Source organism: Acidithiobacillus thiooxidans ATCC 19377, from assembly GCF_009662475.1.
Taxonomy (GTDB): Bacteria; Pseudomonadota; Gammaproteobacteria; order Acidithiobacillales; family Acidithiobacillaceae; genus Acidithiobacillus; species Acidithiobacillus thiooxidans.
On record NZ_CP045571.1, the window covers coordinates 1,905,636 to 1,927,084 of the forward strand.

Below are 21,449 nucleotides of genomic sequence, written 5' to 3' on the forward strand. Positions count from 1 at the left end.
ATGTTCATACGTCACTGACCACTGCACTACATCTGTAACCTTCACCACGAACTGTCTCAATCAAGGGCGCGTGACCGTATTCGTCAAGAACCCGCCGTAAACGGCGGATATGGACATCGACCGTGCGTTCTTCGATAAAACTTTGTCGGCCCCAAATCTGATCCAGCAACATATCGCGAGAAAAAACCCGATCTGGATTGGTCACAAACAGGCGCAGCAAACGGAATTCTGTGGGTCCCAGATGCAACTGGACATCTTTGACATAAACCCGATGCGCGCGCAGGTCTACATGCAACTCACCCAGCTTCACCACACCGGCAGAATTATTACCATAACTGCGGCGCAACAAGGCATTGACGCGGGCCACCAGCTCACGTGGTGAAAAGGGCTTGGCCAGATAATCATCTGCCCCCGATTCCAGGCCATGCACCCTATCCCCTTCCTCACCTCGGGCAGTCAGAAGAATGATCGGCAGTTTTTGGGTTTCTTCACAACGCCGCAAGGCCCGACACCAGGCGAGACCATTTTCACCCGGTAGCATCCAGTCCAGAATAACAAGCTGAGGTGCCCAACTCTGTAGTGCCGGCTCAGCGGATTCTACACTGCTTTCACAACACACCTCAAAACCCTGACGCTTCAGGGCAACCCGCAACAATTCCTGAATACCCTCTTCATCCTCAACAACCAGAATGCGTGCAGATGAAATCTTCTCTTCTTCCATGTCTGCCTTTTCTCGGATTGACGCCCCTTCTCGCAGCATTGTGACTGATCAGCGGGGGGTCTGCCAAGCCAAAAACCAGACAAATAATGTCCAGCAAAATTTATAAGCGGATTTTATCGATCCCGAAACCGATTCCCGCCACCAGTCGAACGTGAAGGCGCCCGGCGCTGAGCGCCGGGCGCGGCCGGACGACGCGTATGCGGCGCATGCGGCTGACTGGAAAAGCTTTGCTTGGGCTCGAAACCCACAATGGTTTCTTTGGTAAAGGAGCGCTTCAGAAGTTTCTCTACGTCCGATAACTGTTTACGTTCATCGACGCTGACCAGAGAAACCGCCTGACCATTATTACCGGCGCGGCCGGTACGCCCAATACGGTGCACATAGTCCTCCGGCACATGCGGCAGTTCATAGTTCACCACATGAGGTAATTCATTGATATCAATGCCTCGTGCTGCAATGTCCGTAGCCACCAACACCCGCACCTTACCTTCCTTGAATTCAGCCAGCGCACGGGTACGGGCACCCTGGCTTTTATCACCGTGAATGGCCATGGCCTGCATGCCCCCCTGGGAGAGATGTTTCGCCAGTCGATCCGCACCATGCTTGGTACGCGTAAACACCAGCACCTGATGCCATTGCTGTTCACCAATAAGATGGGTCAGGAGTTCTCTTTTACGATCCTGATCTACCGCCAAAAAGCGCTGGGAAACCGTATCGGCAGTGGCGTTACGACTGGCCACTTCGACACTGACCGGATTATTCAGGAGGCCGTCTGCCAGTGTTCTGATTTCCGGAGAAAAAGTTGCAGAAAACAACAAGTTCTGACGTTTTTTAGGCAACACTGCTAGAATCCGGCGAATATCCCGGATAAACCCCATATCCAGCATACGATCCGCTTCATCCAGGACCAGAATTTCAACATGCGACAAATCCACACTGCGTTGCTGAATATGATCCAGAAGGCGCCCTGGCGTCGCCACCAGCACATCCACACTGCGTCGCAGCTTCTGCATTTGGGGATTGATTTTGACGCCACCGATCAGAATCAGGGAGCGCAAAGACAAATTCTTTCCGTAAAGCTGCACGCTTTCTTCTACCTGGGCAGCCAGTTCCCGGGTAGGGACCAACACCAGGGCGCGCACGCTGGAAGGACCATGAAACGCAGTTTCCGACGTGGCGGCCAGTTTGTGGAGAATCGGCATGGCAAAAGCAGCCGTTTTGCCCGTTCCGGTTTGCGCACCAGCCAGCAAATCCACGCCTGACATGACCACCGGTATGGCTTGTTCCTGAATAGGTGTGGGGGTGGTATAACCGCGTTCCGCTGCAGCACGCCAAATGGGCTCGGAAAGACCGAGAGATGCAAAATCAGACGACATGGGATTTACTCCAAAAAAACACCGGCCTCGCCGCTAGGGCGTCAGTCTGGGCAGACGCTTCTCAAGGTGGGGACCAATGCAAAGGGCCATCATATAGACTGTATCATGTTGGCGAACGGACTTTATCAGAATATAAACATAAATACGAGAATAAAATGAGTTAATCGGCAAATTTCGCCGTCAAACCTTCAATCTTATCCACCGTTTCCGGATTCAGCTTCTTCAGAACATCCAACGCAGCAAGATTTTCTTGTAATTGTTCAGGACGAGATGCTCCAAGAATAACTGTACTGACTCTGGGATTATGAGCCACCCAGGCTAAAGCCAATTGTGCGACACTACAATCCAATGAGTGCGCAATTTCCTGCAATTGAGCTACAGCATGATTTTTTTGCTGATCCAGTAATTCTTCCTGTAAAAATGACATATTTTGCATGGCACCACGACTACCATCAGGAATTCCTTCAATATATTTACCTGTCAAAAGTCCTGAGGCCAGCGGACTCCAGGTGGTCAAACCAAGACCTATGTCTTTGTACAATCTGGCATATTCCTTTTCTACACGCTGACGATGGAACAAATGGTACTGTGGCTGCTCCATCACCGGTTTATGCAAATGATGACGCTCGGCGACTTCCCAGGCAGCACGAATTTCATCAGCACTCCACTCACTGGTTCCCCAGTAAAGTGCCTTGCCCTGTTCGATAATGTTATGCATCGCCCAAACTGTTTCCTCAACAGGGGTATGAGGATCAGCGCGATGGCAGAATATAAGATCCAGATAATCCAGTTTCAGACGCTGCAGACTGCCATCAATAGCCTGCATTAAATATTTCCGGTTGAGCGTATTTTGACTGTTGGTCCTGGACTGTTTTCCACCAACCGGCTTCAACCCCCAAAAAAACTTACTGGAAATCACAAAATCAAGACGATTCCAGGCTAGTTCTTTCAAAGCCTTACCCATTAACAGCTCACTTTCACCGTTGGCATATACTTCTGCGTTATCGAAAAAATTGACCCCGGCATCCCAGGCCATAGCCATCATTTCGCGAACGCCTGAAGCATCTACCTGGTTATGGAAGGTGACCCAGGAGCCCAAAGAAAACAGACTAACCTGTAAACCGCTGCGGCCGAGATGACGATAAATCATCGAATTGCTTTTTGAATCTGCAGACATCTATTGACTCTCCTTATCAATCAAACACCATGGGCGCTACTGATCCAGCCACCACCAATCAGACGCTCGCCCTGATAACACACCGCCGCCTGACCGGGAGTAATGGCCCGTTGTGCTTCATGAAAGCGGATTTCGGCACGACCATCTTCCTTCAGGAGCAACAGTCCCGGCTCCGGGCGCGAGCGATACCGCAACTTGACGGTCACAGGGTGTTCATCAGAAGCAGACAGGGGCGTCAGCCAGTTGCAGTCCTGCAAATAGGCCTGAGGCTGATACAACTCATTTTCACTACCGACGCGCACCTGATTACGAACCGGGTCCAGGGCCAGCACGTAGCGCGGCTGGCCATTGCCGCCACCCAGACCTTTGCGCTGTCCTACGGTAAAATTCAGGGTTCCGGAATGATGCCCGATCACTTGACCGCTGCTATCGACCATCTCCCCTTCCTGCTCCATATCAAGGCCGGCATAATCCGCCAGGAAACGCCGATAGTCCCCGTCCGGAACAAAGCAGATATCCTGAGAGTCCTGTTTAGCTGCCACCGGCAAACCGTGCCGCCGGGCGATGGCCCGAACCGCGTCCTTATTCATTTCACCCACCGGAAAACACAACTGTGGCAGCAGACCAGCATTCAGAGCAAACAGAAAATAGGACTGATCTTTGGCTGCGTCCTCACCCCGCAGCAAAGACATCCCGGAAGGGGTTTCCTGAAGACGGGCATAATGACCCGTACCGAGAATCGTCGCCCCCAGCTTTTTCCCTTCTTCCAACAGGGCATCGAACTTGAGAAACTGATTGCAGCGGGCACAGGGATTGGGCGTTCGCCCCGCCTGATATTCTGCCACAAACACATCCACAACCTGCTGGCGAAAAGCCTCGCGATAATCCAGAACCTGATAAGGGATATTGAGCCGGGCACAGACTTCGGCTGCGTCTTCAATATCTTTCTCGTCGCAACAACGACTTTTCGGCCACAGGCGCATGGTAACACCGATCAGGTCATAGCCCTGTTCCTGCATGAGAATCGCAGCTACCGCTGAATCCACACCGCCGGAAAGTGCCACCAATGCCTTGGGCGCCGCCATGTTAATCTGTCCTTAGTCCCGCTCTGCCAGCCAGGCCATCTGGATGGCTTCGAGAACCCCTTCACTGGACTTTTCAGGATCATCATCAAAATCTGCAAGCTCCACAATCCAGCGATGCAAATCCGTGAACCGGAGTAACTGCACATCTGCATCGGGGTGTGCTTCATCCAGTGCGAAAACAATGTCCATGGTATCGCCCCAATGCATCAGTGCCGCTCCTTTTCCAGATTGATGGTGTACTTGGGTATTTCAATGACGAGAGGGGTTTCCGCCACTTTGGCCTGACAACTCAGGCGCGAAGTGGGCTCCAGACCCCAGGCCTTGTCAAGAAGATCCTCCTCTTTTTCTTCGGCTGCTTTGAGGCTGTCAAAACCTTTACGCAAAATGACATGACAGGTCGTACAGGCACAGGACATTTCACAGGCATGTTCAATCGCTATATGGTTGCGCATGGCCGCAGCAATGATGGTTTCCCCCGGCTCCGCCTCAAACTCCGCCCCTTCGGGGCAAAGTTCAGCATTGGGTAGTACTTGTATTTTAGTCATTCACTCTCCCAGATCATCTATGGAACGGCCGGCAATAGCCCGCCGCAAGGCACTATCCATGCGTCGCTGCACCAGAGGTTCGGCTGCAGCTTCCACAGCCTCGGCGGCTTTACTGATGGCATCTGCATCACTGCCTGCCAGACACTGCTCTAAATGCTGACTGGCGGCATCCAATCGGGCTTTTTCGTCCGCTTGCAGCAAGGCAGCATCTGTCGATAAGGCACCTTGCAAGGCTTCGCGCACCCGTTCCCCTTCTACCCGTGCTTCAGAAAGACGCCGATGCGCTATGTCTTCAGCCCCATGCGCAAAAGAATCCTGGAGCATGCGGGCAATTTCATCGTCATTCAGACCAAAACTGGGTTTGACCAGCACCTCAGAACGCACACCTGTACTCGTTTCTTCTGCAGATACCGTTAACAGTCCATCAGCATCCACTTGAAAAGTCACGCGGATGCGGGCAGCTCCGGCTACCATTGGGGGAATCCCGCGCAAGCTGAAACGCGCCAGAGAACGACAATCCTGCACCAGGTCCCGCTCCCCCTGGAGCACATGAATACTCATAGCCGTCTGGCCGTCCTTGAAAGTCGTGAACTCCTGGGCCTTGGCAGCGGGGATAGGGGTATTCCGGGAAATAATTTTTTCCACCAGCCCGCCCATGGTCTCCAGACCCAAAGAAAGGGGCAGAACATCCATCAACAGTAAATCTTCGCGCTGATTGCCCACCAACGCATCGGCCTGAATGGCCGCACCCAAAGCCACCACCTGATCAGGATCAATATCAGTCAATACGGGCTGCTGAAAAAATTCGGCCACCAGACGACGCAGGGCCGGAACCCGGGTTGCCCCTCCTACCAGCACCACCCCATCCACATCCGCCACTTTCAGACCTGCATCACGCAGGGCGCGCCGGCAGGCTGGAAGGGTGCGCTGTAAAACAGGCTGAATGAGGGTTTCAAGCTGCTTTCGCGTCAATTGGATGATGCGGGGAGCACCCTGCCCGGAGTCCAGCGTCAGCTCAACCTGCTCCTGATCTGTTAAGGCTTCCTTGGCCTGCCGCGCCTGTTGCAGAACTTGACGACGCCAGAGTGGATCATCCAGATGGATACCACTCTCCGCCATCAACCATTCAGCGATGGCATGGTCCATGTCATCGCCACCCAGGGCCGTATCACCGGCAGTTGCCAGCACTTCAAACACTCCCGCCTGCAGGCGTAAAATGGAGATATCAAAAGTGCCGCCGCCGAGGTCATAAATGGCAAAAAGACCTTCACTTTTTTTATCCAGTCCATACGCCACTGCCGCTGCCGTTGGCTCGGCCAGCAGGCGCAAAACATTCAAGCCAGCAAGACGGGCAGCATCTTTGGTCGCCTGCCGCTGCGCCTCATCAAAATAGGCGGGCACGGTAATCACGACACCCTCGGGCTCAGACCCCAGCGTTTCCTCTGCGAGATTTTTCAGAACCTTAAGAATTTCTGCAGAAACCTCAACGGGAGACTTTTCACCCGCACGCGTACGCAGGCGAATCATGCCTTCAGCGGGCACCAGATCATAGGGTAAGTGCCCGGCCAAAAGCTGGACGTCTTCATGACCACGACCCATAAAACGCTTGACCGAAGCAATAGTGTTATGGGGATCCTGTCCCGCTGCCGCCTGTGCCGGATAACCCACAACCACCTTGTCGTCTTCGCAGTAACGCACCACCGAGGGTAACAAATATTGCCCGTCATGGTTGCGCATGACCGTCGGCAGCGCAGACAAAACAGAAGCTACTAGAGAATGGGTAGTTCCCAGATCAATCCCAATAGCCAGCCGCCGCTGATGCGGATCAGCAGTCATGCCCGGTTCTGCAATTTGCATTAAAGCCATGCTATAGCACCTTGTTTATTCATGATAAAAAAGCTCTGAGTATGGTTCCTGCAAAGCAACTACGCCAGGCTTTATCTTAAAAGTTCGTGTGATGCATCCAAAAAACTACAGGTTTTGCAAGGACTCTTCGCCACGCTCAATTTCACCCAGGAGTTTGTCCAGAAACTGTAACTCACGCAGCACAGATCCAGCCTCGTCAACCTGTTCGCAGGGCAGATTTTTCAAGAGGATGTGAAGCTTATTTACCGCTTTGGATGAAGCGTCTTCCACTTCTCCACGCAATTGATCCAACCCGTTCTGGTCCCTGGCTGCAAGCAGATCTTCCAGACGCTCACGATACACCATCTGGGTCATCAGCAGTGACGGATCAGCCACCTTGACCTGTTCACCCAGGGCATCAATTCCCTGACGTTGCAACAAATAGTCCGCACGCTTCAGGGGATCACGCAGTACCGCCAGCGCTTCATTCAGCCGCGTACTCCACTCCAGGGAAAAGCGCCGGGTCGTCGCTTCTGCCTGGGCAAAGCGGTCGGGATGCAGGACTTTCTGCAACTGCAATACCTGACTCCGTAATGCCTGCAGATTCAGATCATAGCTTTCCGGCAACCCGACCACATCGAACAGGGACAGCTCCGCACGAAAAGGCTGAATAGCTCCACAAGAATGACAAAGTGCGGGGGGAGCATTGAGCTCCGCCCCGCACTGAATGCATACTCCTGCCATCAGGTCGTGAAGCTCTCGCCGCAGCCGCAGGAGTCCTTCACATTGGGGTTGTTGAAGCGAAACCCTTCATTCAGGCCTTCACGGGTAAAATCCAGCTCCGTCCCGTCCAGATAAATAAGGCTTTTAGGATCCACGAACAGACTCACGTCGTCATGGGGAAAAACCATATCCTCGGGGTTGGGCGTATCGACAAATTCCATTACATAGGACAGCCCGGAACAGCCGCTGGTTTTGACCCCGATACGAATTCCCAAGCCCTTGCCACGTTTGGCAATGCTTTTTCGTACCTGCTGGACCGCACTTTCCGATAAAGTCAAAGCCATGACCGTATCCTTAATGTGCCACCTGGGCGGCAGCTACTTCAGTTTGACTGGCCTGCCCGGCACCCCGCTTGCTGCGATAGTCTTCCACAGCCGCCTTGATGGCATCTTCCGCCAACACGGAGCAATGGATTTTGACGGGCGGCAGTTCCAGCTCTTCGGCAATATGACTGTTTTTGATCGTCATGGCCTCGTCCAGAGTTTTACCCTTGACCCACTCGGTAACCAGTGAGCTGGAGGCAATGGCCGAACCGCAACCATAGGTCTTGAACTTGGCATCTTCGATAATGCCCTGCTCGTTCACCTTGATCTGCAGACGCATGACGTCTCCACATGCGGGCGCGCCTACCATGCCGGTGCCAACCCCACTATCATCCTTGTCCATCGCCCCGACATTCCGGGGATTTTCATAATGATCAATCACTTTTTCGCTGTATGCCATGACTATTCTCCTTGCTTGAGGGCCTTAATGTGCGGCCCACTGAATACTGTTAAGATCTATGCCTTCAAGATGCATTTCCCAAAGCGGTGACAACTCCCGCAATTTGCCCACTTTGCCCGCTATCAACTCGATGGTGGCATCAATTTCTGCCTCGGTCGTAAAGCGCCCAATACCGAAACGAATGGAACTATGGGCTAATTCGTCGGATTTACCCAATGCCCGAAGCACGTAAGACGGCTCCAGACTGGCTGAAGTACAGGCTGAACCGCTGGAAACCGCAATTTCCTTCAGGGCCATGATCAAAGATTCGCCTTCGACAAAGGCAAAACTGATGTTCAGGTTATGCGGAACCCGATGTTCCATGCTGCCATTAATATAGGTTTCCTCAACACGATCCTGAATGCCTTTGAGCAGACGATCGCGCAATTTACCAATTCTTTGGGCATCAGCATCCATCAACTGAACGGCTAGTTCCGCAGCTGCTCCCATACCGACAATCTGGTGCGTGGGCAAAGTACCTGAACGCATACCCCGTTCGTGACCACCACCATGCACCTGAGCTTCCACGCGCACCCGGGGCTTACGCCGGACATATAGTGCACCGATGCCTTTGGGGCCATAAATCTTGTGTCCGGACAGGCTCATCATGTCCGCCTGAATGGCTTCTACATCTACTGGTATCTTACCCAGCGCCTGCACCGCATCCACATGAAAAAGGACCTTGTGCGTCCGCAAAATCCGGCCAATTTCTTCCATGGGCTGGATGACGCCGATTTCATTATTTACGAACAGCACCGAGGCGATGATGGTGTCCGGACGAATGGCGGCTTCGAAAGCCTTCAGATCGACCAGACCATCTTCCTGAACCTCCAGATAAGTGACCTCAAAACCTTCCCGCTCCAACTGACGGCAGGTGTCCAGAGTTGCCTTATGCTCGGTGCGCAGGGTGATAATGTGCTTGCCTTTACCGGAATAAAAATGCGCCGCACCTTTCAAGGCCAGATTAGTGGCCTCTGTTGCGCCGGAGGTCCAGACAATTTCCCGGGGATCCGCATGAAGCGCATCCGCCACCTGCTGACGGGCTTTTTCGACGGCTTTTTCTGCTGTCCAGCCATAAGCATGGGAACGGCTCGCTGCATTGCCAAAATCATGGGTCAAATAAGGCAGCATCTGTTCCAACACCTGTGGGTCTACCGGCGTAGTCGCCTGATAATCCAGATAAATGGGACGATCCGGGTTAATCAGCAAGGGTTTCTTGCTTTCCAGGTCGATAATTTGGGGTTGATTCATTTTCTGCACCTCACGGTATCAAGCGGTATCATGTGTTGCCGCATGCAACGCATGGCGATTTTGCATACGAATCGGCACACCCTGCGCCGATTCTTTTTGTAAATGTCGGGCAACCAGATCACCCAAGGTGATATTCCCGAGAAAACTGGCGATGCGCTCGCCCAATTCTTCCCACAAATCATGAGTCAGGCATTGCTGGCCATCACCCTTGCAGCAGTTTTGCGGTTCGCCACCGCACTGGGTTGTACTGATGGACTCATTAACCGCTTCGACAATCCTGGTCAGGGGAATTTCTGAATCCGGTACAGCCAGCCGATAACCTCCACCTGGCCCACGTACACTTTCAATCAGTCCGAAGCGCCGCATACGTCCAAACAACTGCTCCAGATAAGCCACAGATATTTGCTGACGTTGGCAAACATCCGCCACCGTCACCACGCCATCACTCTGGTGCAGGGCCAAATCCAGCATGGCTGTTACGGCATAGCGGCCTTTCGTCGTCAATTTCATATCAGGTAACCTCTGCTGCACATCCTACTATCTGTACTAATTTAGTCAAGTATTCTGTTTTGAAGTTCCCTGTTCGGCAGAATCCGGCCCTGCTTCCAGAGAACAAGCGATTTCCTCGACCGGCATCAAGGCTTCACGCGGTTGTAATTGTTGTAATCCGGATCTGATCTGGGTGATCTCGGCATCCTGGCGATGCATGTGTTCAAGCATGCATTCTATCGCTCGCGCTACCGGGTCAGGCATCTGCCCAGTCAGTCCATAGGCTTCAAAATTATCCGGGTGTTGTTCCCCTTTATTTACGACCCGGCCGGGAATACCCACCACTGTCGCCCCTGCCGGAACCGATTTGACCACGACCGCATTGGAACCAACCCGAGCCTGATCGCCAACCATAATGGGTCCCAGCACTTTGGCCCCCGCGCCGACAATCACGCCATTACCCAATGTGGGATGACGCTTGCCCGGTTGCCAGGACGTTCCACCTAGGGTAACGCCATGATAAAGCGTACAATCGTCACCAATTTCTGCCGTCTCACCGATCACTACACCCATGCCATGATCAATAAAAAAGCGCTGCCCAATGCAGGCACCAGGATGAATTTCAATGCCCGTCCAAAAACGAGAAAAAGCCGCAAGACTGCGGGCCAGCAAGCGCCAGCGCCGTTTCCATAGCCCATGGGCAAGACGGTGCATAAACAGGGCATGCACACCGGGATAGGTCAGCAGAACCTCAAGACGATTGCGGGCGGCAGGATCACGGGCAAATACGGCATCCAGGTCAGCACGCCAATGACCAGCCATTCGTTATGTTCCTCCAGGTTTTACGAGCCCTTGCCAGACCGCATTAAAGACTATCCCGACCCTTTTTGTCTACTATTCGTCGCCCAGCGCTGTATTTCGGTAAGTATGCCACGCAGAATGTTGACTTCATTAACCGTAGGCCGGGCCCGGTCATAGAGACGACGCAATCGACGCATCATCCGGATGGCACGAATTTCCTGTAAAAAACCACTTTGCCGCAGAACCTGCTCCAGATGATCATAAAAACCTTCCATGTCCTCCATAGGCGCTGCCAGTTCTACGCTGGTTACATCGGGATCAGGGTGCGGCTCCAGATTTGCCTGAAGAGTCGCCATGTGCAGTTCGTATGCCAGAACCTGCACCGCCTGACCAAGATTCAGGGAATGATATAATTCCGCCGTGGGAATATTCACCAGAACCTGACAGTGATCCAGCTCCTCATTGCTGAGCCCCGTGCGCTCACGGCCAAAAACCAGCGCACAATTTCCGTCAGCAAGTTCCGCAACCATTTCCACAGCCGCCTCGCGGGCATCCAATACGGGCCACTGAATGCGGCGATCCCGGGCACTGGTTCCATAGACCTTGTGGCAGCCCTGCAAGGCTGCAGCCAGATCTGCTGTGACTTGCGCCCGTTCAAGAATATCCTCGGCACCTGATGCCAGTGCTGTCGCTTCAGGATGAGGAAAAAAACGTGGATTCACCAGGACCAGATGTTGCAGTCCCATCACTTTCATGGCGCGGGCAGTAGCGCCAATATTGCCCGGATGGCTGGTTTCCACCAGAACCACCCGCAGCCTCTCCAGAAATTTTGTACTCAAGCTAGCTTGCTCCTGATAACGCGCTGTTTAGTTTGATGCGCAGCGCTATTCGTGCGCTCATTGCCGTTCTCCCTTATACTGCGTCCAATTTGTTTTGCCAAAGGGTTCCCATGCAGCATCCCATATTAGTTACCGCTATCCGTGCCGCCCGCAAAGCCGGCGATATCATCAATCGCAGTTTTGCCCGGGTCAATGAAATCACCATCACCAGCAAAGCGCACAATGACTTTGTGACCGACGTGGATCAACGCGCCGAGGCCGCCATTGTCGAAATCATCCGCCGCGCCTACCCGGATCATGGCATTCTGGCCGAAGAAGGCAACCGGATTCCCGACAAGGATTTTGAATGGATTATCGATCCTCTCGACGGCACCACCAATTTCATTCATGGCATGCCACAGCTCTGTGTTTCCATTGGCATTAAACATTTTGACCGACTGGAACATGCAGTTATTTACAATCCCATCCACGATGAGCTGTTTACCGCCACGCGCGGCGGCGGCGCCCATCTCAATGATCGCCGCCTGCGCATTGCCCAACGCAAAGATCTGGATGGTGCGCTTCTGGGTACCGGATTTCCTTTTCGGGATTTTTCCTATCTGGATACCTATCTTGCCACCTTCAAGGCCTTCATGCTGAAAACTGCAGGGATTCGTCGTCCAGGTTCCGCCGCTCTGGATCTGGCTTATGTGGCCGCCGGCCGTTATGATGGATTCTGGGAATTCAACCTCAAACCCTGGGATCTGGCAGCGGGCGCACTGCTGGTTCAGGAGGCCGGTGGGGTCGCCACCGACTTCACGGGGGACCAGGGATTTCTGGAAAATGGCAACATCGTGGCTGGCAATCTGCGCGTCCATGCGCAGATGCTCCACATCATCAGCCAGGAAATCAACAAGCCCAAGGCCTGAAACCCGCAGCCCGGGCGCGGTGTTTTACTGTCCTGCCAGTGACTTTGATCCGGCCCAGTGCCGGGCAAACTGGCGGGCTACCCGCCCGCTGCGGGAGCCACGCTGCAGTGCCCAGCGCAAGGCTTCCTCCTGCCATTGTTCAGGATCCGCCGGCATATTCAGACGCCGCAAATGGATGGCACAAATATCCAGATACATGGTCTGATCAAAGGGGTAAAAACCCAACCACAAACCGAAGCGCTCAGATAAACTGATTTTTTCCTCAGCCGTTTCTCCCGCAATAATCTCATCACCATGACGGTGATATTCTTCATTGTCGGAAAAATGCCGGGGCATGAGATGACGCCTGTTACTGGTGGCATACAAAAGCACATTATCGGGCCGCGCCTCCACACCGCCATCGAGCAGTGATTTGAGGGCCTTATAGCCAGGATCGTCAGAACCAAAAGACAAATCATCACAAAACAGGGCAAAGTGATAACGCTGTACGGGATCAGCAGCCTGCAGGGCGGCCAGTATTTCCGGCAAATCGAGAATGCCATCCGCGTCTATTTCAATCAGACGAAAGCCCTGATCCGCATAACGACGTAGCAAGGCTTTGACCAGGGAAGACTTTCCCGTTCCCCTTCCGCCCCAGAGCAGGGCGTCATTGGCCGGGAATCCGGCCACAAACTGCCGGGTATTCAGTTCCAGGGCCGCCTTGGTTTCGTCAATACCCAACAACTCCTCCATATCCGGCAAATCCACCCGGCTGACGGCCTCCAGACGCCCACCCAGTGGCAAATGTCGCCAACGCGCAGCCTTGATGCTGGCGAAATCCGGCAAGGGATGATCACTGCTATCCCCCAGCAGCGCTGCTAAACTTTGAAGCAAATGCTGACGTACCACTGTCCATAAACTCCTTTCTGTGATTAGATAGCCAAGTTCCACTCTATATTACTGCGTCCCGTCATGAAACTGCTTACCGACTTTCTGCCCATTATCCTCTTTTTTGTAGCGTATAAGATTCATGGTATTTATACGGCTACAGAAGTGCTGATTGTTGCCGCCATTGTGCTCATGGCCTGGCAGTGGTGGCGCCGTGGTCGTATTGAGACAATGACCTGGGTCTCTACGCTGCTGATTCTGATTTTCGGTGGCCTGACTCTCTATTTTCATAATGACACCTTCATCAAGGTCAAACCCAGCATCCTCTATCTGCTTTTTGCCGGAGTCCTGTTGTTTACCCATTGGCGGGATCAGCCACTGCTCGAGCGCCTGATGGGTAGTCAACTGCCGGCTACCCTACCGCAGTCTTTCTGGAAACGCCTCAATATCTACTGGATCACGTTTTTTATTTTTGGCGCGGTCCTGAATCTGGTGGTGGCCTACAGTTTTTCGACGGGTATCTGGGTAGACTTCAAGCTTTTCGGTATGCTCGGCATTACCATCATTTTTGTGCTGTTCCAGGCCGTGGTCATTTCCCGGGCACTTCCCCAGGAAATTAAAGGCAGTGACTCGTGAACGCCGATGCTGGAAACACCGATACCGCTCATTCATTGACAGGACAAGCTTATGTATTACTGCATCATTGGCACTGATAATCCGAATTCCCTGAGCAAGCGACAAAACGCCCGGGGTGATCATCTGGCGCGCCTGCATCAGTTGCAATCCGAAGGGCGACTGCTGACAGCGGGCCCTTTCCCGGCTGCTGATACGGAAGAACCCGGCGAAGCGGGATTTACCGGTAGCCTGATTATCGCCCGTTTTAATTCTCTGGAAGAAGCGCATGCCTGGGCGGCCGCCGAACCCTATCTCAGTGCTGGCGTCTACGCAGATGTCAGTGTTCGTCCCTACAAAGGAGTGTTTTTACCATGAACAAGCAAGTGCTTGAACAACTCATTGAAGATGCCCTTCATCCCGAATTTCTGGAAATCAAGGATCGTAGTGAGGCCCACAGTTCCCACGAGCAGTCCGATGGTGGTGGTCACTACGAGTTGCGTATTGTCTGCCATCAGTTCGAAGGTATGACCCCGCTCGCCCGTCACCGGCTGGTCAACGCGGCAACAGAGTCAGTACGGGAAAAAATTCATGCCCTGGCCGTCAAGGCTTATACTCCCGAAGAATTTGCCGCGCTGAACAAACCCAAAACCCGGCGCCCGACCATCTCACTGAATACCCAGTAACGTACGGGCAGCCATCATTGCTGACTGACAATAACTGCTTTGCGTTCGATATTGCAGGGACAAAACATGCCTGCTGATAGTTTCGTCCGCAGTTTTCGCGAATCTTCTCCCTATATCCACCGCTTCCGGGGGCAGACTTTCGTCATCAACTTCGGTGGTAATGCCATTGCCGATGGCAGCATTCGCGGTCTGGCCCATGACATTGCTCTGCTCAACAGCCTGGGGATTAACGTGGTGCTGGTTCATGGCGCCGGACCGCAAATTGATGCGGCTCTGCAGGTTCATGGCTTACAAACGCAACGCGTCAATGGTAAGCGCATTACCAGCCCCGAAGCCATGCAGGTACTGCGGGAAGCGGTAGGCGGCGCACGCCTGGTGGTGGAAGCAGCTTTGTCTGAAGGACAAATGGGCTCACCCATGGCACATGCCGGACTTCAGGTGGTCAGCGGTAATTTCATCATTGCCCAGCCTTTGGGTATTCTCGACGGGGTGGATTACCAAAGTACCGGGCAAGTACGGCGGGTGGCCAATGAGGCCATGGAACGGCATCTGGCAGGTGACGAAATTGTCCTGCTTTCACCCATCGGTGTTTCTCCTACCGGAACCCTGTTCAATATCCGTGCTGAAGAAGTAGCCGTCGCTGCAGCCATTGCTTTGGGTGCCGCAAAACTGGTTTTTTACATGGACGAGGACGGCGTTCTGGATGGAAATGGACAGCTCCTGCGACAACTGACCTCATCAGAAATTCCGGGCTTGCTGGAACGTCAAAATATTTCGGCAGATGCCCGCGAGCATCTGCTGAGTGCCGGAGCAGCCTGTGCCAGGGGCGTAGAACGTGTTCATCTGATTTCCCGGCATGTGGATGGTGCCCTGCTCCGCGAACTGTTTACCCGTGATGGCCTGGGCACGCTGATATCCAGGGATTCCTTTGAACATATGCGGATGGCCACGGTCGCCGACATTCCCGGCATTCTCGCTTTGATCCGGCCTCTGGAAGAAAAAGGGATTCTGGTCAAACGCAGTCGTGAGCGCCTGGAAATGGAAGCAGATCATTTTGTGGTGATGGAACGGGACGGCAAGATTATTGGCTGCGCGGCCGTGTATCCTTATCCCGATCAGGGCATGGCGGAGGTCGCCTGTCTGGCAGTGGACAACCGTTATCGTCGTCAGGGACGCGGTGAGCGGCTGATGGCGTTTTGTGAGAACTGGGCCAGAGAACGGCAATTGTCACAGATTTTTGTGTTGAGCACCCAAACTACCCACTGGTTTCTGGAGCGTAAATTCCGCCAGGGAAGCCTGGAGGAACTTCCTGTTCCACGGCAGCAGCTCTATAATTTTCAACGGCGCAGTCAGGTTTTTTTTCAGATTCTCTGAGAAAACTGATTTAAGGCGTGGTCTCCTCCAGAACTTCTGGTTCGACTGCTTCCTCCGCTTCCCGAGTCTCTGCAAAATGCAGTTCTTCGCCGCGATCCAGGCTGTGTCGTTCGGGTTGTTTGCTCATGCCGCCACTACGTCCATCATAGCGATTGACCACCGTACAGCGTCGGGCAATGAACCCGCCTTTTTCGGTTTCACTGGGCTCAATGTCAAATTCCAGAATAATATCCCGACTGGGGAGTTCGTCCGTATCCAGCTCGCGGGGCAAGTCGGAAATATGCACAAAAGCCGATTCGTAGGGAGAGTCCTCATGACGCGTATCAGTCACCCAGAGTCGGGCGGAGATATTGGTCAGAAAACGGATAAAACCAAAACCGCGCTCGGCTTCCCAACGAATACAAATACCACGAATACGCGAGCCCATTTCTCCCCATGGGACGCGCACATCGCCCCGGGTCGGGAGCAAACCAGGCACCAGATAGCCCGAATAAAAAGCATCAGCCTCGTGCTGCAATTCTCTGGAAACATTGCGAAATGCCAACACTTCCACACGGCAACCCTTGTTTTGCAGTGCCCTGACTACCTGTAGAAAATCACCATCTCCGGTCACCAGCAACAACTGATCCAGTCGTTCGGACTGAAGCATGACATCCACCGCCAGATCCAGGTCGGCATTAGCTTTTGAAACCCGATTACCCTCATCATCCACAAACCAACGCACGGGCTTTTCAATGATTTTCCAACCCAGATCACGAACCGCCTGTTGGTAACTGCGGATACCTTCCCGGTACTCACGGTCACTTTTCATGCGTTCCCCATCCACGGCCATATAGGTATTCAGGCGCAGCAGGCGCGCCTGATCTTCACGCGCAGCGAAACGCCGCAATACGTCATAACGCATGGCATAGCCGCCGTTATAGCGCACATTTTCCGCATCTACATAAACACCAATATGTAATTCACCATTACTCATGAATAATCAGGACTCCAGAATGGCACCATTGGCCGCATTGGTAACCAGCTTGCGATAGCGCCGCAACCAGGAAGACGATAAAGGTTTCTCGACGGGCACCCAATGCTTGCGACGCTCGGCAAGCTCTTCATCAGTCAAATCGACATGAATTTTACCATTGTCCAGGTCCAGCGAGATGATATCACCGGCTTTCAGCAAACCAATCGGCCCGCCTTCAGCCGCTTCAGGAGAAATATGGCCAATACAGGCACCACGAGTGGCCCCGCTGAAACGACCATCGGTAATCAAGGCCACGCTTTCACCCAACCCCATTCCCATGATATTGGCGGTTGGCGTCAGCATTTCCGGCATACCGGGACCACCTTTGGGTCCTTCATACCGGATAACCACCACATCGCCCGCCTGCACCTCGCCCGCCAGAATCCCTTCGGCAGCACTATCCATACTTTCAAAAATCTTGGCAGGCCCAGAAAACCGGCGCATTTCCGGAATAACCGCACCAATTTTGACAATGCCGCCCTCGGGTGCGAGATTACCGAAAACCACCCGCAGCCCCCCCGTTGGAGAAATAGGATTATCAGCCAAGCGAATGATTTTACTGTCCTTGACGCTCGCTTCCGAAACAATTTCACGAAGACTCTGACCGCTGACCGTCGGCTTGTCCAGATGCAGTACATCGGGATTACGCTTGTGTACTTCATGGAGAATGGCGGGAATACCCCCTGCCCGACCAATGTCCTCAATATGCACGGTGGATAGTGCCGGCGAGACCTTTGCCAAATAAGCTACTTTCTGCGCCAGGTCATTGAGGCGGGAAAGCGGATACTGGATGCCTGCTTCGCGGGCAATGGCGAGGGTATGCAAAACCGTATTGGTAGAACCGCCCATGGCCATATCCAGAATAAATGCATTATCGATGGCGTCAAAGTCCACCAGCTGACGCATGGTCGGTCCGCCCGCCATGGCTAAAGCGACTACCCGGTCAGCCGCCTGGCGCACCAGATCTCGCCGTCCTGCCGCTGTCGCCAGAATCGTACCATTACCCGGCAACGCAATACCCAACACTTCCATCAGACAGTTCATGCTGTTGGCCGTAAACATGCCGGAGCAGGAACCGCAGGTCGGACAGGCCTTATCTTCAATTTCCTTGAGGCGGATTTCGGTAATCTGCCCGCGTTTGAACTGGCCCACAGCTTCAAATGCCGTCACCAAATCAATGGAAGTCCCATCGGAAAGTTTTCCGGCCTCCATCGGGCCACCGGACACGAACACTGTCGGCACATCGCAGCGCAGCGCGCCCATGATCATGCCCGGTACAATTTTGTCACAGTTGGGAATACAGATCAGAGCATCCAGATGATGCGCCTGCACCACGGTTTCAATGGAGTCCGCAATCAACTCCCGGCTCGGCAATGAATAACGCATGCCATCATGCCCCATAATGATGCCATCATCCACGCCTATAGTATTGAATTCAAAAGGAATACCGCCTGCCGCCCGAATATTTTCCTTGACGATGCGCCCGAACTCCTGCAAATGCACATGGCCGGGAATGATATCAATATAGGAGTTCGCCACACCGATGAAGGGCTTATCCATGTCACTGTCCGTGACCCCGCAAGCCTTCAAGAGGGAACGATGAGGGGTCCGTTCAAAACCTTTTTTGATCATATCTGAGCGCATGTAAACCTCGTGCTGTATTCAGGAGGCCGACGTTTTTAACGCGGCCAGAAAGCGGAGCGGCAGCCGGAAAGCATAGTGGCCGACCGTCTGGTTGGTCTGAGGAGTATAGAACCAAGCGCCCGACAGGCCAAGCTGTCCCACCTCAGAAATTCAGGTTTCAGCAGACGGTGGGGGTTGCAACCATTCCCGCCAGATGGCGAGCAGGACGGCGAGGATGACCGGCCCCAGAAATAATCCAAGCAGACCAAATGTCAGAATGCCACCCAGCACCCCAAACAGGACGAGCAGAAAAGGAATATGCACTGCGCTGGAAATCACCAGTGGCCGGATCAGATTATCAATCCAGCTCACCACCAGAGCCCCCCAAAGTGCCAGCCCCACACCCGCAGCGATTTGTCCATGGACCAGCAGCCAGATACTGGCAGCCCCCCACACCAGGGGCGTACCAAATGGTAAAAAAGAAAATAACAGCGTTATTACGGCAAGCAACACCGGGGCAGGTAATCCTGCTGCCCAATAGCCCAATCCCGCAAGGGCACCCTGAGCCAGGGCCGTCGCCAGAATTCCGTAAATGACAGCGCGAATGGTGTTGGCCACGGTTTGCAGATAGTTATCCCCCCGCTGACCCAGAACCTGATGGACCATACGCCGCAGCTGATCAAGCAGTTCCAGTCCGTAACGGTAAAAGAAAAACGCCGTAATGAGGACCAACACCAGCAGGGCGGCAAAGCGACCAATCCCGCCTGCCAGCATTCCGATATGCCCCGCCCAGGCGGACAAATCTGGAGACAAAGCCCCCGGCCGAAACTGCGCTTTCCAGGAAGACGGTATTTGTTCAAGCAGGTTCTTTATCCAGCCGCTATGAGTCCATTGAGTGCTTATCAGGATATGGGCATCCTGCTGACTGAGTTCTGTCAGCACATGATGCAACTCTGTACCCAGGGTCATGCTAAGAAACAGAACAGGGAGAATGAAAATCAGCGCCAGCATGAATGTCGCTCCGCAGGCGGCCAGCAGGGGTGGCCAGTGACGGCGCATGGGCTTTGCCAAAGGCCACGTTGCGTAAACCAGAATGGCAGCCCAGACAATAGCAGGCAGGAAAGGTGCGAGGATTTTCCAGACTAATGCAAAAAAAACAAGGGCAGCGAGAAGTTGCCCGAGGGCAAGTCGCAAATCGCGAACCGTCAGATCCGCGAGGCGCATGCTTGCCTAGAGACGGGAGACGCCGCTTTTGCGCGCGGCTGCACTCACTGCACCCGCCACCCATTGTCGCAGGCGCGGGTCAAGGGGCTTGGGAATGAAATATTCAGGCCCAAAGCTCAGTCCGTCAGTCCCTGAAAAACCATAGGCTTGTTGAACTTCTTCAGGAACGGGCTCCCGGGCCAAACGCGCCAGCGCATCGACAGCGGCCAGCAGCATTTCCTGATTAATCTGACTTGCGCGACAATCCAGGGCACCCCGAAATAAAAACGGAAAACCCAGGACATTATTCACCTGATTGGGCATATCCGAACGCCCGGTCGCCATGATGGCATCTGGACGCAAGCGTTTTACGGCAACGGGATCAATTTCCGGGTCAGGATTCGCCAGGGCAAATATCACCGGCTTTGCAGCCAGTCCGGACAAAGCCGCTTCGGGAATGGCACCGCGTACTGAAACGCCGATGACCGCATCGGCATCCGCCAGCATATCCATCAGGGTCCAATGCGCAGGTGCCGTAGCAAAGGGCTGGTGCCAGTGCGTCAGGTCGCTGCGGCCTGCATGCAGCACGCCATGCACATCACTCAAATACACCGCCTCAACACCAAGAGCGCGCAGCATCTTTGCAATGGCCAGACCCGCCGCACCGGCTCCAACAATGGCCACTTTAACGCCCTTAAAGACCTTACCCTGCAATTCCAGTGCATTTTGCAAAGCAGCGGCGACAATAACGGCAGTGCCATGCTGATCATCGTGAAAAACCGGAATGTCCAACATTTTTTGCAGGGCTTCTTCCACCTGAAAACACATGGGCGCCGCAATATCTTCCAGGTTGATGCCGCCAAAACCCGGAGCAATCGCCGCCACAACGTCAATCAGATGTTCCGCATCGCGGGCCTGTACTTCAATATCAAAGGCATTGATGTCCGCAAAATGCTTGAAAAGCAAAGCCTTGCCTTCCATGACCGGCTTACCCGCCAGTGTCCCGACATTACCCAGTCCAAGAACCGCCGTACCATTGCTGACTACGGCAACCAGATTACCCTTGCCCGTATAGTCGTAGGCTTTTTCCGGGTCAGCAGCAATTTCCCGTACCGGTGCCGCAACCCCAGGGGTATAGGCAAGAGATAAATCATCCTGACTTTTACAGGGCTTGCTAGGTATGACTGAAAGTTTACCGGCAGGACTTTGGGCGTGGTAATCCAGCGCCCGCCGTCGCAATTCTGCCTGGGCTTCAGCCTGTTCCATGGATACTTACTGACCGCCGCCGTAACGCTTGCGGAACTTCTCAACCTGACCCGCAGCAGAAACATTGCGCTGCTTGCCGGTATAAAAAGGATGGCATTCGGAACAAAGATCAATGTGAAGATCACGATTGGCCGTAGAACGGGTTTTAAACACATTTCCGCAACTGCAGGTCACAGTGATTTCTTCGTACTTGGGATGGATTTCGGATTTCATAGTTGAGC

Annotated in this window: 25 protein-coding genes; 5 read left to right on the plus strand and 20 right to left on the minus strand. The window is 53.6% G+C overall.

Features of this window, described 5'->3' with window-relative positions; genetic code table 11:
• Positions 1–4 precede the first annotated feature (4 nt).
• From phoB to GCD22_RS10110, 14 genes are all read right to left on the minus strand, one after another.
• Complete coding sequence (gene phoB / locus GCD22_RS10045; protein ID WP_081577390.1) at positions 5–721, minus strand: phosphate regulon transcriptional regulator PhoB; 717 nt, start codon at positions 719–721, stop codon at positions 5–7.
• A 113-nt stretch (positions 722–834) separates the two neighbouring features.
• On the minus strand, positions 835–2,097 hold the full coding sequence (locus GCD22_RS10050; protein WP_024893503.1) for a DEAD/DEAH box helicase: 1,263 nt from the start codon (positions 2,095–2,097) through the stop codon (positions 835–837).
• 160 nt (positions 2,098–2,257) lie between these two features.
• The gene (locus tag GCD22_RS10055) at positions 2,258–3,274 is read right to left on the minus strand and encodes a potassium channel beta subunit family protein (protein ID WP_244947517.1); all 1,017 of its coding nucleotides are present in this window, start codon (positions 3,272–3,274) and stop codon (positions 2,258–2,260) included.
• Positions 3,275–3,294: 20 nt separating this feature from the next.
• Positions 3,295–4,359 (minus strand): tRNA 2-thiouridine(34) synthase MnmA, encoded by a 1,065-nt coding sequence (gene mnmA, locus GCD22_RS10060; RefSeq protein WP_010638761.1) that lies wholly within the window; start codon positions 4,357–4,359, stop codon positions 3,295–3,297.
• A 12-nt stretch (positions 4,360–4,371) separates the two neighbouring features.
• Positions 4,372–4,566: a Fe-S cluster assembly protein IscX gene (gene iscX / locus GCD22_RS10065; protein WP_010638760.1), complete on the minus strand. Its 195-nt coding sequence runs from the start codon at positions 4,564–4,566 to the stop codon at positions 4,372–4,374.
• On the minus strand, positions 4,566–4,904 hold the full coding sequence (fdx, locus tag GCD22_RS10070) for an ISC system 2Fe-2S type ferredoxin (RefSeq protein WP_024893505.1): 339 nt from the start codon (positions 4,902–4,904) through the stop codon (positions 4,566–4,568). Before fdx ends, iscX begins: the two co-directional genes overlap by 1 nt.
• Positions 4,905–6,770, minus strand: coding sequence for a Fe-S protein assembly chaperone HscA (gene hscA / locus GCD22_RS10075; protein ID WP_024893506.1), 1,866 nt, complete (start codon positions 6,768–6,770; stop codon positions 4,905–4,907).
• Positions 6,771–6,875: 105 nt separating this feature from the next.
• Positions 6,876–7,493: a Fe-S protein assembly co-chaperone HscB gene (gene hscB, locus GCD22_RS10080; RefSeq protein ID WP_024893507.1), complete on the minus strand. Its 618-nt coding sequence runs from the start codon at positions 7,491–7,493 to the stop codon at positions 6,876–6,878.
• The gene (iscA, locus tag GCD22_RS10085) at positions 7,493–7,816 is read right to left on the minus strand and encodes an iron-sulfur cluster assembly protein IscA (protein ID WP_010638753.1); all 324 of its coding nucleotides are present in this window, start codon (positions 7,814–7,816) and stop codon (positions 7,493–7,495) included. The genes hscB and iscA overlap by 1 nt, the downstream gene beginning before the upstream one ends.
• Positions 7,817–7,826: 10 nt before the next feature.
• Positions 7,827–8,255 carry a Fe-S cluster assembly scaffold IscU gene (gene iscU / locus GCD22_RS10090; RefSeq protein ID WP_010638752.1) on the minus strand — a complete coding sequence of 143 codons (429 nt, stop codon included), beginning with the start codon at positions 8,253–8,255 and terminating at the stop codon, positions 7,827–7,829.
• Positions 8,256–8,279: 24 nt separating this feature from the next.
• Complete coding sequence (locus GCD22_RS10095) at positions 8,280–9,545, minus strand: IscS subfamily cysteine desulfurase (RefSeq protein WP_077218310.1); 1,266 nt, start codon at positions 9,543–9,545, stop codon at positions 8,280–8,282.
• An 18-nt stretch (positions 9,546–9,563) separates the two neighbouring features.
• On the minus strand, positions 9,564–10,055 hold the full coding sequence (locus GCD22_RS10100; protein WP_010638749.1) for an Rrf2 family transcriptional regulator: 492 nt from the start codon (positions 10,053–10,055) through the stop codon (positions 9,564–9,566).
• A gap of 45 nt (positions 10,056–10,100) precedes the next feature.
• Positions 10,101–10,856 carry a serine O-acetyltransferase gene (cysE, locus tag GCD22_RS10105; RefSeq protein ID WP_024893509.1) on the minus strand — a complete coding sequence of 252 codons (756 nt, stop codon included), beginning with the start codon at positions 10,854–10,856 and terminating at the stop codon, positions 10,101–10,103.
• Positions 10,857–10,906: 50 nt separating this feature from the next.
• Positions 10,907–11,674: an RNA methyltransferase gene (locus GCD22_RS10110; RefSeq protein ID WP_031572120.1), complete on the minus strand. Its 768-nt coding sequence runs from the start codon at positions 11,672–11,674 to the stop codon at positions 10,907–10,909.
• Positions 11,675–11,784: 110 nt separating this feature from the next.
• On the opposite strand from GCD22_RS10110, the gene GCD22_RS10115 reads away from it, so the two are divergent.
• Positions 11,785–12,582: an inositol monophosphatase family protein gene (locus GCD22_RS10115; protein WP_029316069.1), complete on the plus strand. Its 798-nt coding sequence runs from the start codon at positions 11,785–11,787 to the stop codon at positions 12,580–12,582.
• 24 nt (positions 12,583–12,606) lie between these two features.
• Here the strand turns inward: GCD22_RS10115 and GCD22_RS10120 are convergent, their stop codons facing one another.
• Positions 12,607–13,470 carry an ATP-binding protein gene (locus GCD22_RS10120; RefSeq protein ID WP_031572121.1) on the minus strand — a complete coding sequence of 288 codons (864 nt, stop codon included), beginning with the start codon at positions 13,468–13,470 and terminating at the stop codon, positions 12,607–12,609.
• 63 nt (positions 13,471–13,533) lie between these two features.
• Between GCD22_RS10120 and GCD22_RS10125 the strand changes: the two genes are divergently transcribed.
• The 4 genes from GCD22_RS10125 to argA all read left to right on the plus strand — a co-directional run bounded on the left by GCD22_RS10125 (position 13,534) and on the right by argA (position 16,121).
• A complete protein-coding gene (locus tag GCD22_RS10125; protein ID WP_031572122.1) occupies positions 13,534–14,085 on the plus strand; it encodes a septation protein A in 552 nt (183 codons plus the stop codon).
• A gap of 51 nt (positions 14,086–14,136) precedes the next feature.
• Positions 14,137–14,439 carry a YciI family protein gene (locus tag GCD22_RS10130; RefSeq protein ID WP_024893514.1) on the plus strand — a complete coding sequence of 101 codons (303 nt, stop codon included), beginning with the start codon at positions 14,137–14,139 and terminating at the stop codon, positions 14,437–14,439.
• Positions 14,436–14,747, plus strand: a complete 312-nt coding sequence (locus GCD22_RS10135) for a BolA family protein (RefSeq protein WP_031572123.1) — start codon at positions 14,436–14,438, stop codon at positions 14,745–14,747. Before GCD22_RS10130 ends, GCD22_RS10135 begins: the two co-directional genes overlap by 4 nt.
• Positions 14,748–14,813: 66 nt before the next feature.
• Positions 14,814–16,121, plus strand: coding sequence for an amino-acid N-acetyltransferase (gene argA, locus GCD22_RS10140; RefSeq protein WP_031572124.1), 1,308 nt, complete (start codon positions 14,814–14,816; stop codon positions 16,119–16,121).
• A gap of 10 nt (positions 16,122–16,131) precedes the next feature.
• Here argA and GCD22_RS10145 read toward each other — a convergent pair whose 3' ends face one another.
• The 5 genes from GCD22_RS10145 to rpmE all read right to left on the minus strand — a co-directional run bounded on the left by GCD22_RS10145 (position 16,132) and on the right by rpmE (position 21,441).
• Entirely contained in the window at positions 16,132–17,097 is a 966-nt protein-coding gene (locus GCD22_RS10145; protein ID WP_010638735.1) for a LabA-like NYN domain-containing protein, read from the minus strand.
• Between the two features lie 6 nt (positions 17,098–17,103).
• Positions 17,104–18,780, minus strand: a complete 1,677-nt coding sequence (gene ilvD / locus GCD22_RS10150; protein ID WP_024893517.1) for a dihydroxy-acid dehydratase — start codon at positions 18,778–18,780, stop codon at positions 17,104–17,106.
• A 150-nt stretch (positions 18,781–18,930) separates the two neighbouring features.
• On the minus strand, positions 18,931–19,983 hold the full coding sequence (locus tag GCD22_RS10155; protein WP_081577391.1) for an AI-2E family transporter: 1,053 nt from the start codon (positions 19,981–19,983) through the stop codon (positions 18,931–18,933).
• Positions 19,984–19,989: 6 nt separating this feature from the next.
• Complete coding sequence (locus GCD22_RS10160; RefSeq protein ID WP_031572125.1) at positions 19,990–21,228, minus strand: malic enzyme-like NAD(P)-binding protein; 1,239 nt, start codon at positions 21,226–21,228, stop codon at positions 19,990–19,992.
• Positions 21,229–21,234: 6 nt separating this feature from the next.
• The gene (gene rpmE / locus GCD22_RS10165; protein ID WP_010639220.1) at positions 21,235–21,441 is read right to left on the minus strand and encodes a 50S ribosomal protein L31; all 207 of its coding nucleotides are present in this window, start codon (positions 21,439–21,441) and stop codon (positions 21,235–21,237) included.
• Between the last annotated feature and the right edge of the window lie 8 nt (positions 21,442–21,449).